Annotated in this window: 10 protein-coding genes and 1 pseudogene; 6 read left to right on the top strand and 5 right to left on the bottom strand. The window is 63.2% G+C overall.

Going from position 1 to position 11,674, the window contains the following annotated elements; all coding sequences use genetic code 11:
- The first annotated feature begins 42 nt into the window (after positions 1 to 42).
- A complete protein-coding gene (locus B4M43_RS18650; RefSeq protein ID WP_296268933.1) occupies positions 43 to 378 on the top strand; it encodes a DUF6966 domain-containing protein in 336 nt (111 codons plus the stop codon).
- 62 nt (positions 379 to 440) lie between these two features.
- A complete protein-coding gene (locus B4M43_RS18645; protein WP_296268932.1) occupies positions 441 to 617 on the top strand; it encodes a hypothetical protein in 177 nt (58 codons plus the stop codon).
- 9 nt (positions 618 to 626) lie between these two features.
- Here the strand turns inward: B4M43_RS18645 and B4M43_RS18640 are convergent, their stop codons facing one another.
- Entirely contained in the window at positions 627 to 2,009 is a 1,383-nt protein-coding gene (locus tag B4M43_RS18640; RefSeq protein ID WP_296268931.1) for a DnaJ domain-containing protein, read from the bottom strand.
- Between the two features lie 263 nt (positions 2,010 to 2,272).
- Between B4M43_RS18640 and B4M43_RS18635 the strand changes: the two genes are divergently transcribed.
- The gene (locus B4M43_RS18635; RefSeq protein WP_296268930.1) at positions 2,273 to 4,396 is read left to right on the top strand and encodes a TonB-dependent siderophore receptor; all 2,124 of its coding nucleotides are present in this window, start codon (positions 2,273 to 2,275) and stop codon (positions 4,394 to 4,396) included.
- Between the two features lie 267 nt (positions 4,397 to 4,663).
- On the opposite strand, the gene B4M43_RS18630 is transcribed toward B4M43_RS18635, so the two are convergent.
- Together B4M43_RS18630 and B4M43_RS21225 are read right to left on the bottom strand one after the other, a co-directional pair.
- Positions 4,664 to 4,777 (bottom strand): winged helix-turn-helix transcriptional regulator, encoded by a 114-nt coding sequence (locus tag B4M43_RS18630; RefSeq protein WP_296268929.1) that lies wholly within the window; start codon positions 4,775 to 4,777, stop codon positions 4,664 to 4,666.
- Positions 4,778 to 4,877: 100 nt separating this feature from the next.
- Positions 4,878 to 5,810, bottom strand: a pseudogene (locus B4M43_RS21225) (AraC family transcriptional regulator).
- Between the two features lie 112 nt (positions 5,811 to 5,922).
- Between B4M43_RS21225 and B4M43_RS18615 the strand changes: the two are divergent.
- Complete coding sequence (locus B4M43_RS18615) at positions 5,923 to 6,879, top strand: SDR family NAD(P)-dependent oxidoreductase (RefSeq protein WP_296268926.1); 957 nt, start codon at positions 5,923 to 5,925, stop codon at positions 6,877 to 6,879.
- Positions 6,880 to 6,992: 113 nt separating this feature from the next.
- Here B4M43_RS18615 and B4M43_RS18610 read toward each other — a convergent pair whose 3' ends face one another.
- Complete coding sequence (locus B4M43_RS18610) at positions 6,993 to 7,241, bottom strand: CsbD family protein (RefSeq protein WP_296268925.1); 249 nt, start codon at positions 7,239 to 7,241, stop codon at positions 6,993 to 6,995.
- 146 nt (positions 7,242 to 7,387) lie between these two features.
- Positions 7,388 to 7,708, bottom strand: a complete 321-nt coding sequence (locus tag B4M43_RS18605; RefSeq protein ID WP_296268924.1) for a hypothetical protein — start codon at positions 7,706 to 7,708, stop codon at positions 7,388 to 7,390.
- A 239-nt stretch (positions 7,709 to 7,947) separates the two neighbouring features.
- On the opposite strand from B4M43_RS18605, the gene B4M43_RS18600 reads away from it, so the two are divergent.
- Positions 7,948 to 9,447 carry an ATPase domain-containing protein gene (locus B4M43_RS18600; protein ID WP_296268923.1) on the top strand — a complete coding sequence of 500 codons (1,500 nt, stop codon included), beginning with the start codon at positions 7,948 to 7,950 and terminating at the stop codon, positions 9,445 to 9,447.
- The gene (locus B4M43_RS18595; RefSeq protein WP_296268922.1) at positions 9,437 to 11,557 is read left to right on the top strand and encodes a response regulator; all 2,121 of its coding nucleotides are present in this window, start codon (positions 9,437 to 9,439) and stop codon (positions 11,555 to 11,557) included. The genes B4M43_RS18600 and B4M43_RS18595 overlap by 11 nt, the downstream gene beginning before the upstream one ends.
- Positions 11,558 to 11,674: the final 117 nt, after the last annotated feature.

The raw sequence follows: 11,674 nt of genomic DNA, 5'->3' as shown, positions 1-11,674 counted from the left end.
CCCAATCGTTCCTTCCACTGCCCTCGAAGAGGTTCGCCCCCTATGACGACCGCCCATTCACCGCTCGCCGACGTCCTCGAAGCACTCGCCTGCCTGCTGGAAAGCGACGGCGACCAACACTGGAGCCACTGGATGCGTACCGCACGGGCGCGCCTGCTCGAGGGCGATCCCGACGCCATCCGCTATCTGCTGTCGGCCTACGGCGGCATGGGCTCGTTCAACGACCTTGTGTTGGGGCAGTGCTACGACAGCAACGGGTTTTCCTGGAAACCGGGGTATGCCGAACTGAACCAGCGTTTCGATGAGTTGCGCGGCGAGGCCTATGACCTGGCCCAGCGCATTCGGCGCGCACGGGCAGCGGACGAGGGTGGCCGTTAGCCGTTTGATGCAAGGTCGGGTTTGAACCCGTATGCTCTCGGCGCCAATCAGAGGAGCCTTGCATGAACAAATTAGTCGTCCCCGCCGCCATCTTCGTCAGCGTGCTGGGCGTGGGACAGGTGTGCGAGCACTACGGCATGAGCGCCAACTGGAAGATCGGCGTGCTGTGCATCGTGGCGCTGTTGGTGCAGATCGCGGTCAGTCGCTTTCAGCGCCGCCAAGGGCCTGGACAGCCCTGATCCACTCGATCAGAACTCATCCTCTGACAGGCGCAGGCTCGCCGACTGACCGCTGGCGACCTTGTACAGGGTCACGGTGGTGATGTTGTACTCCGTGCCCCGTGCTGTGGTCTTCTCGGTCAGTTGCAGCGGCTGCGAGCGGGACAATTCCCCCGAGTCCAGATCCCGATAACGCACGTCATAGCGCCCAGGCGTGATGTGCTCGAGCGTGAACCGACCGTGGGCCGGCACGAACACCTGCCGGGCCGTCTGCGCGCCGTCGTCTTGCAGGGCAACGAGTTTGAGCAACACATCGGCCGTGTTGCGGCCATTGTCGATGACGATCTGCGAATACCCCGTGCTCATCGCCTGCGGCTCGCCCGCGAGGTAACCCGCCGTGCGCGGCCAGGGCAAGCCGTTCGGCGCCGTGGCGGGACGCACGTAGGCAGGCTTGGCGTCAAGGTTGCGCAAGGCGTCCCTGACCGCGTCAGGTCCCGGCATGCCCGTGGCGTCCGCAGCCAGGGGCTGGACGGAGGAGGGTGCCGGTTCGGAAAAGGTGAAATACCGCGACAGCGACGTATTCGCCACGCCCCAGGCCACGCCCGCCACGACCAGCACCAAGGCCGCCGCCTGCACGAAGAAACGCGCGTGCAACAGCCCCCAACTGTTCTTCAACTGCTTGGCTTCGGCGGGCGCGCCCAATTGTCGGATCAAGGCTTCGAGGTTGTGCGTCAGACGGGTCTTCTCTTCGCCCGCCGCGCCGCCTTTGCTCAAGGTGTTGGGAATCTTGCGGCAGTACTCCAGCGCATGCCGGGCCAGCGACTGCGCCAGGTCTGGCCGGCCGGTGGCGCGAAAGTAATAGGCCTGGTGGCCCAGCATGCGGGCGTTGTCCAGCGGCGGCTGGTTACCGCCGAGCAGGTTGGTGACCAAGGCCTGCAGCGAATACAGCGGCCCCCATGGGATGCTCCACCAGCCGAGCACCCAAGTGACGGCCGATGCCTTGAGCGCCGCCTTGTGTGCGCATTCGCTGCAGAACACGCCGGCGATGGGCTTGCGCACGGTGACCAGCAGAAAGCTTCTGACCGAAGGGAACACCACCACCCGAGGCTGCGCGGAAATCTTCGCGCATCCGGCGCAGACGATGGGCGTTGGCACCGCCGAAGCAGTGTGTCCGCTGCCGCCGCCCTTGATCAGATAAGCCTCGTACTTGGCCCTGGCCGCAGGGTCCGACAGCACGGCATAGGCGTCGTTGAGGTGCTGGAATTGCTGGGTCGTGTCGCGGCCGGGATTGCGGTCGGGGTGCAGGTCCATGGCGCGTCGGCGGTAGGCGGTTTTGATCTGTGCTTCGGTGGCGCTCGGGAGCAGACCCAGTATCGAGTAATAACCCTTGGGGTCGGCTTTATCGAAATGCATTGAGCGGTCCTTGTTGCGTCGGAAGTGGGCCGGGCACGTTGGTTTTGCTGGATGGCCTTTTCATTAATCGACTCGATCCAGGGAACCTTGAGCAAGATTCAACGAGTGCCCAACCAGGCCGTTTGGACAGTCCACCTCAAGCGCAGCGTACGGTTGTGAAAAATATGTCAAAAAATTACGTGGGCCGTATTGCTGCTGTAAATGCCGAATGGCATGATTGCGAACCAATATCATTCGCAAGCTTGTAGGAGCTTCTGCCGTCCATGCGCAAACCTATTCCTCTGACCGTGTCAGCGCTGTCGTTGATCACGCTCAGTATCTTCAATCAGGCCCATGCTGAGGACAGCATCCTGAACCTGCCGGCCACCACCATCGACACCACTTCAGTTGCGCAGGACGGCGCACCGGTGGCGGGTTACCAGGGCAAGCCCAGCAGCACGACCACCCGCTTGAACCTCACCGCCAAGCAGACGCCCCAGGGCGTCACCGAGATCAAGCGCGAGCAACTGGACGACTTCAAGCTCAACAGCATCCGCGACGTGCTCACCAGCACGCCTGGGGTGAACGTGCAGAAGGTCGAGACCGACCGCACCTATTTCACCGCGCGTGGTTTCGACATCACCAACTTCCAGTACGACGGCATGGGCATGCCCCTGACCAACGGCCTGCTGGTGGGTGACTTCGACATGGCGCCCTACGAGCAGGTGGACATCCTGCACGGTGCCAACGGCCTGATGACGGGCAATGGCAACCCCTCGGCCACCGTCAACTTCGTGCGCAAGCGCCCCACCTACGAGCCCCAGGCTTCGGTGACCGTGGGTGCAGGCTCATGGGACAAGCGCCGCGTCGACCTCGACGTGTCCGGCCCGCTGACCGACAGCGGCAACGTGCGCGGGCGCCTGGTGTATGCCAACGAAACCGGCAATTCCTATCTGGACCGCTACTCCCGCGAGAAGAACATCTTCAGCGGCACCCTGGCCTTCGACCTGAGCGAGCGCGACACGCTCACCGTCGGTTACGAAGACCAGAAGACCAATGCCAACGGCGCCAGCTGGGGCGCGTTGCCCCTGGTCGATAGCAAGGGCAATGCCATCCACTACAGCGGTCGCTCCAGCAACATCGCGCAGCCTTGGGTGTATTGGGACGTGCACACCATCCGTACCTTCGCCGAGTGGCAGCACCAGTTCGACAACGACTGGACATCCACCGTCACCCTGACCGGTGTGGAGCATCGCGAGGATACCGAGATGCTCTATATCCTCAGCAGCGCCGCTTCCGAGACTGGTTATCAGGGCCTCTCGTCCAAATACAAGGACAAGAACCGCGAAGTGGACGGCGACGTTTCTTTCAGCGGCCCGATCAGCCTGGGCGGCCGCGAGCACCAGCTGACCTTCGGCGCCAACGTGGCGCGTACCCGCAACAAAGAGGCGTCGCTTTACGGCAGCGACTCGTATTACGTCCCCGTTTCGCTGGAAGACGCTCTGCACGGCAGCATCCCGCGCACGACCGATTGGAACAGCGTCAGCGCAGCCAACACTTCAAACTACACCGATCGCCAGAAGAGCCTCTACGCCGGTGCCCGCTGGAGCCTGACCGACGACCTGCACCTGATCACCGGCGCGCGCATGCTCAGCGCCGACAGCGACGGCGTCAGCTACGATGCCGCGCGCGACGTGCGCATCCACGGCAAGGTCACCCCCTATGCCGGCGTGGTCTACGACCTGACCCCGCAGTACGCGCTGTACGCCAGCTACACCGAAATCTTCAACCCGCAGTATTCGCTCAACCCGCAAGGCCAGGTGCTCGACCCGCTGGAAGGCAAGAGCTACGAAGCCGGCATCAAGGGCAGCCTGCTCGACGACAGGTTCGACTTCAGCGCCGCCGTGTTCCACACCAAGCAGGACAACGTCGCCAGTTATGCCGGCTACGACCCCAGTCTGGGCGGCTACCTGTACAACGCCCAGTCCTTCGACAGCGACGGCGTGGAGCTAGAAGCCTCCGGCGAGCTGGCCCCCGGCCTGCAAGTCAACGGTGGCTATACCTACGTCTACATCACCGACGACGACAACAGCCGCGGCCGCCGCTTCATTCCGCGCCATCAGTTCAATGGCTCGCTGACCTATCAACTGCCCATGGCGCCGAAGGTTAAGGTGGGGGGTAATCTGACCTGGCAGAGCAAGATCGAGAACGACGACCTGCCGGCCGCCAACCAAGGCGCTTACGCGTTGCTGGGTTTGATGGGCAAGTACGACATCGACGAGCACTGGAGCACGCAGGTCAACCTGAACAACCTGACCGATCGTAAGTACCTGCAAAGCGTGCGTTATGCGCAAAGCAACTTCGGCGACCCACGTAACGTGATGGCGTCGGTGACGTGGAAGTATTGAGGAAGGGCAGTCCGGTAGGCCGACGCCGGTCAGTACAGGGTGTAGGCATTCTGTTCCCGGCCAAACCTTCAGCAGATGTGTTGCGCTGAAGCGTCCTCGCCAATAAAGCCGTTGCTATGGACAAGCGCTTATTTCCTTCCCCGGAAATGCACAGATCTGTAGGAGCGGCCGGTTCGGCGCTCCGATCAGCCGCGATGGCCGGCGCAGCCGACCCTCCATGATTTGCAAATGCTTTCATGCAGCCAATCTAACGCCAGTTGCCTCACATCAACGACATGCACCGTCATTCGCGCCCCTGAGCCACGACCCAAACGTCTTCATCACCGCGACCACCGGCTCCAGCCGTCTTCCGTCGGCGGTGAGTTCGTATTCGACCGTCACCGGCACGGTCGCGAAACGTGCCCATCGCCCCGAAGCGCAATGGCGCCAAAAAACGTTATGACTTTCGCTTCGTCGTGAACGGCATCGGCCTGCCTGCCCGTCATTCGCCCCGCTCAAACACAGGCACTGCCCGGAGCCTATACTCACGCGGCGAACGTGCCATCACGCGTTTGAAAGCATGGCTGAACGCACTGTCGGAGTCATAGCCCAGCTTTTGCGCGATGCGCGAGACGGAGGTGTCGGTGTTTTTCAGCCATCCCGCCGCCAACTGCATGCGCCAGCGCAACACGTAGGCCAACGGCGAGACGCCCGATTTCTGCTTGAAGCGCAGCGCGAAGGTGGAGCGGGAAAGGCCCGCGACCTTGGCCAGGCACTGCACTGTCCAGGCCCGCGCCGGATCGGCGTGGATCGCTTGAATGGCCGCGCCAATGCGCGGGTCGCAGAGTGCCGACAACCAGCTCGGCGCGCCATCGCCCACTTAGCTCGAATAGAGCCGCAGCACCTGCACCAGCATGATGTGCCCCAAATGCCGGACCACGAGCGCACTGCCCAACGAGGGCTCGATCATTTCCTGGGCGAGCCGTTGCAATGCCCAGTTCAGGACGGACGCTTGATCGGAGCCGCTTTTGACGAGGGCGACGCTGGGCAGGCCTTCCAGCAAGAGGCTCGCTTCGTCGCCAAAGGCGAAGCGCCCCCCGATCAGGAAAAAATCATGGGCCGTACCGCAACGGGCGATGCCATTGACGGCGTGTCGGTAGATCGTGTCCGAGTGCACGGCGGGTAACCCCAAATCACTGCACAAGGAAAACGCCCGCCGATGCGGCAATAGAAAGCAGTCGCCCGCCATCAGGTGAAGAGGCGTTTCCACACCTTCCACCTTCAGCCAGCAAGTGCCTTCCAGCACGGCGTTGAACTTGATGCCTTCGGGCGGCGGGAAATCGATCGCCCATTCGCCGCCTGCCTGCAGGCCTGCGAAAAATGAGTTCTGCGTGTCGAGCAGCGCCAGGGTTTCGGACAGCGGATCTACGAACACTTCGGACGATCTCGATAAAAACCAGGACTTTGCTGCATTCCCAGTCCCAAATCCAGTGACGACAATGACGCCTGTGTTGCTTATGTCTTTTTCAGCCGATCGAGGATGCGTCATGGCCGACCCACAAACACCCATCGCCTCACCCTTCAATGCTGCGACCACGGCGGCGCAGCTCGTCGAAGGACGCGACCTCTCCCACACCACCGCCCTGGTCACCGGCGGCCACTCCGGGCTGGGTCTGGAAACCACCCGTGCGCTGGCCTGCGCAGGCGCGCGGGTGGTCGTTGCGGCGCGCGATGTCGCCGCCGCGCGTGCCAGAACCGCCGGTATCGCTGGCGTGGAAGTGGCGCGCTTGGACCTGGCCGACCTGGCCAGCGTGCATGCCTTCGCCGAGCGCTTCCTGGCAAGGCATCGGCGTCTCGATCTTCTGATCGCCAGCGCAGGGATCATGGCGTGCCCCGAAACCCGCGTAGGGCAGGGATGGGAGGCGCAGTTCGCCACCAATCACCTCGGGCACTTCGCGTTGGTGAACCTGCTGTGGCCGGCACTCAGGGGCGGTGCCAGGGTAGTGGCCGTGTCCTCGGCGGGCCACCATGCGTCGGCCATCCGCTGGAACGATGTGCACTTCTCGCACGGCTATGACAAGTGGCTGGCCTATGGGCAGTCGAAGACCGCCAACGCGTTGTTCGCCGTGCATCTCGACCGGTTGGGTCGGCACGAAGGCGTGCGTGCCTTCTCGCTGCACCCCGGCAAGATCCTTACGCCTTTGCAGCGCCATCTACCGCAGGCGGAGATGATCGCTGCGGGCTGGCTCGATGCGCGCGGCGAATTGGCCGACCCGACCTTCAAGACACCTCAGCAGGGCGCAGCGACGCAGGTCTGGGCTGCGCTGTCGGAACAGTTGCAAGGAAAGGGCGGTTTGTACTGTGAGGATTGCGACGTCGCCGCCTTGGCCTTTGACGAATCGCCCACCTATGTAGGTGTGCGGCCCTATGCCGTCGATCCCGAACAGGCCGAACGGCTTTGGGCCCTGTCGGCCCGGCTCACCGGCCTCAGTGGCCGCCTTTGACGGCACTTCACATAAGCGCGCAAAAGAAATGCCCAAGTTTCGCGATGCGACACTTGGGCATTCATGCCGAGCGCTTCGAATGGCGCTCGGCGGTGGGCGTGGCTACCCGCGCATCAGCGGCGCAGTAGACGGCCCAGTACGACCAGGGCCACGGCGCCGATGGCGGCGGCGGCGACTGGTTTTTCCTTGGCGAAGGTCGACACGCAGTTCAGTGCGTCGCCATAGCTCTTGGTCAGCTGACCGGAGGCTTCACGGCCTGCGCCTTCGGCTTCCAGCTTCGAATCGCCGAAGATTTTCCCGGCTACGTTTTGTGCCTTGCCTGCTACCTTCTCTACAACGCCTTCGACCTGTTCGCTTTTCATAATTCACTCAACCTTGACTGTGTAAGTGGACGACCCGGGATTGGCCCGGGCTTGAGATAAGCTGCACAGTCTTAGGGGGAGAGAGCCGCTGCTTAGTTCAACATTTTTGCAGGTGGGTCGTTGCAGCGTGCAGCCGCCCGACTCGCTCATGGCAGGCGTGTGCCGGCTTTCTGTCTGGGCGCCAGGCCGTGCTGCTCCCTGTAGGCCTCGATGTCATCTGCGCCAACGTCTTTTCGGTAGCACAGCGTGTCATACCCACCCGCCCGGCTGTATGCGCTGCGCCGGCCACATTGGCTGCCGTTGCGGGCGCGGTTGTAGGGGCAGGCACAAGGGCCGGGGTAGCCGGCGATCGATGCGTCGATGATCCGCTGGGCGATCTGGTCGTCGGTGGCGGTGCCTTGCAGGGCCAAGGCTGGGGTTGCCAGTGCGGTGAAGCCTAGGGCAAGGCAAAGCAGCAAGGTGCGCATGAGGGCCGTCCATGGGTGCGTTCTTTCTCTATCGGCACAGGCTCCGGGCGCTTTAGCCAGGCAAAAGCTTTGAGGTGGGAGGCCATTGCGTCCAACGACAAGCGTCGCCTGGGCATGCAGCAGCGTCGCCTGCACCCAGCGCACGGTAAAAAGCCTGGGTGACGCATGGCGCAGTTCCGATCTCGCCTTCATAATTCACCGACTCTTCACCCCGCCGCTGCACCCCTTTGAGGTAATACATGGCCTTGTCCCCCCCGATAGTTTCCACCGGCAATGTGGGATTCGACGCGATCCTCAGAGGTGGGCTACCGAGCAGCAGGCTGTACCTGCTCGAAGGCGCCCCGGGATCGGGCAAGACCACACTCGGCCTGCAGTTCCTCCTCGAAGGCGTCGCGGCCGGTGAGTCGGTGCTTTACATCACCCTCTCGGAAACCAGCGAAGAACTCGAAAGCGTCGCGCACTCCCATGGCTGGTCGCTGCACGGCATCGACCTGTTCGAATTCTCTTCCACCGAGCACATCCTGAGCGGTGAACACGAGCAGTCCATCCTGCACCCTTGGGAAACCGAACTCGGCGACACGATCAAGCTCATCGAACGGCGCGTCGACCAGCTCAAACCCCGGCGTCTGGTGTTCGACAGCCTTTCGGAAATGCGCCTGCTGGCCCAGGATCCGCTGCGCTACCGCCGCCAGGTCCTGGCGCTCAAGCAATACTTCGCCGGGCGGGACATCACGGTGCTGCTGGTGGACGATCTCACCGGTTTCAGCGGCGAGCGCGACAACCACCTGCACAGCCTCTGCCATGGCGTCGTCACGCTCGAACGGCTGACCTTGGACTTCGGCGCGGCGCGGCGCCGCTTGCAGGTGCAGAAACTGCGCGGCGTCGATTTCATCGCAGGCTTTCACGACTTCACGATCCGCAAAGGTGGGCTGGAGGTGTACCCGCGGCTGATCGCCGCCACCCACCATGTGCCCTTCGATTCGGAGCCGGTGGGCAGTGGCGTTGCCGAATTGGACAACCTGCTGGCCGGCGGCCCGCTGCGCGGCACCAGTACGCTCGTGACCGGGCCGGCAGGTTCGGGCAAGACCACCGTCGCCTTGACCTACCTCTCGGCTGCCTGCGCCAGGGGCGAGAACTGCACCATTTACGAGTTCGACGAACGTATCGCGACGTTGATCGCCCGCGGCGACAGCATGGGCATGCGACTGAGCCATTACGTGGCAAACGGTCAGCTGGTGATCCAGCAGATCGATCCGGCCGAGATCTCTCCCGGCGAGTTCGCCTGGCGGGTGCGCACCGAGGTCGAAACGCGCGCCTCCCGAATGATCGTGGTGGACAGCCTGAACGGTTACATGGCCGCGATGCCGCAGGAACAGCAGTTGATCTTGCAGATCCATGAGTTGCTGTCCTACCTGAGCCAACTGGGCGTGGTGACCTTCCTGATCAACCCCCAACACGGCCTGGTCGGGTCGATGTCGAGCAACCTGAACATTTCCTATGTGGCCGACTCGGTCATTCTCCTGCGCTTTTTCGAAGCGCAAGGCCGGCTGCGCAAGGCCATGTCCATCCTCAAGCACCGCAGCGCCCCTCACGAAGATGCCATTCGCGAGCTACGCATCGACGCCCAGGGCGTGCGGGTCGGAGAGCCTCTGGTCCATTTCCGCGGAGTACTCACCGGCACCCCTGAATATTTCGGCGCCGACATGCCCTTGATGGAAGAGCGAAATCGTGGCGACTGAGCGGTTTTCCCAAGACAAGACGCTGTTGATCGTCGCGCCTTACAAGGGCGACGGGGCCAGCCTGTGCAAGCTGCTCGGCGACCGTTATTCCGTGCATGTGCATCAGAACTTGCACAGCCTGTCGACGGCGCTCAACGACAGCACGGGGCTGGTCATCCTCACAGAAGAAAGCCTGTCGGGGGGGGTGCTCGGTTTCGGCAGGGCACTGGACCTGCAGCCCGACTGGTCGGAGATTCCCATCATTCTGCTGGCGTCGAACAACGGCCGTGCTGGGCGCGATACCGAACTGGCCCGGCGCAAGCTGCCGGAATCGGCCGGCCACGTGGTGGTGCTGGAGCGTCCGCTGAGTGCCGCCTCGCTGTTGAGTGCGACCTCGGCTGCCTGGCGCTTTCGCCTGCGCCAGTTCGAAATGCGCGACAATGTCGCGCAACTGGCCGAAGAGCGCAGCCGGTTGAACATCCTGTTGGAAAACATCCCGGTCGGCGTGTGCTTCATGGACACCGAAGGCGCGGCGCTGGTCAGCAATCCGTTGTATCGCCAGTACGTGCCCGGCGGCACCATGCCTTCCAGGCAGCCCAAGGAGGTGTCGCGCTGGGTCGGCCTCGACGCCCAAGGCCGCCGACTGGAACCCCACCAGTACCCCGGCGCCAGGGCCTTGAGGGGCGAGGCCGTCAGCGGGTTGGATTTCTACCATCGCCAGGCGGACGGGCAGGAGTCGTGGCGGCGCGTCAGTGCCGTACCGCTGTACGACGAGAATCACAGCATCATCGGCGCTGCCTCGGTCATCGTTGACATCGACGAAGAAAAGCAAGCCGCCCTGAGGCTACGAAGGTTCAACGAAGAACTGGAAATCCAGGTCGAGGCGCGCACGCGCGAGCTGAACGCCGCCGTCGAGCAATTGAAAGCCGAAAGCGAAGAGCGCGCCCGCGCCGAAGAGCAATTGCGCCAGTCGTTGAAAATGGAAGCCGTCGGCCAGTTGACCGGCGGCATTGCGCACGACTTCAACAACATGCTCACCGGTGTGATCAGCGCCCTCGACCTCATGAAGCTGCGGATGATGAAAGGCCAGCTCGAAGGCACCGAACGCTTCATGGACGCCGCGCTGGCCTCGGCTCGCCGCGCCGCGTCCTTGACCCACCGACTGCTGGCGTTCTCGCGCCGGCAGTCCCTGGATGCCAAGCCGACCTCGGTCAACCAGCTGCTGCACGCACTGACCGACCTGTTGCAGCGCACCGTCACCGAGAACATCGACCTCAGGCTGGACCTGAGCCCCCACGACCCGTGGATTTTCGCCGACGCCAACCAGTTGGAAAACGCTGTGCTCAACCTGGTGCTCAATGCGCGCGACGCCATGCCCCAAGGCGGTGAGCTGACCTTGTCGACCCATGTGGACGAGGGCCAGCACGCCGACGCCTCTCGGCATGTCTGCATACAAGTGCGCGATACCGGCGAGGGTATTTCGAAGGACTACCTGGACAAGGTCACCGAGCCTTTCTTCACCACCAAACCCATCGGCCAGGGCACTGGCTTGGGGCTTTCGATGGTCTACGGCTTCGCCAACCAGAGCAATGGCCGGCTGGCGATCGACAGCACGGTCGGGGTGGGAACCACGGTGTCCATCTGCCTGCCCGAGCATGGCGGCGTCGAAGCGGAGGTGCCCGTTGCGCTCGCCGAAACCACGACGGGGCAGGGGCAGCTCATTTTGCTGGTCGAAGACGACGATTCGGTACGCCTGATCAACCAGGAAGTGCTGGAGGCTCTGGGCTACCGCGTGCGGTCGGCGTCCGACGGGGAACAGGCGTTGAAGCTGTTCAACGAACTGAAAAGGGTCGACCTGCTGCTGACCGACGTAGGCCTGCCGGGCATGAACGGGCGGCAATTGGCGGAAATGCTCCAGCAGTCCCAGCCGCGTCTGCCGGTGTTGTTCCTGACCGGGTATGCGCAGGGCGCGATGGCGCGAGCGGATTTTCTGGGGCCTTGCATGCGCTTGTTGACCAAGCCGTATACGTTGGAGCAACTGGCGGGAAGTGTGGCGCGGATGCTGGATGAGGGCGCGCGGGCGGGGTTGGGGGTATTTGTGGATGTGACGCAGGCTGCGCAAACGTCCTGAAGGCGGCATGAGCCATGGCGGTGTTTCTCTGGTTCATGGATGCACACAAGCTCGATCAGGTTCGCAGCGTTACGTGTCGCGCTATGGATGGGCCGCAGGGGCTGTAATAATGGCGGG

Source organism: Pseudomonas sp. UBA6562 (genome assembly GCF_002434265.1).
Classification (GTDB): domain Bacteria; phylum Pseudomonadota; class Gammaproteobacteria; order Pseudomonadales; family Pseudomonadaceae; genus Aquipseudomonas.
This window is presented reverse-complemented; position numbering and strand designations above follow the sequence as displayed.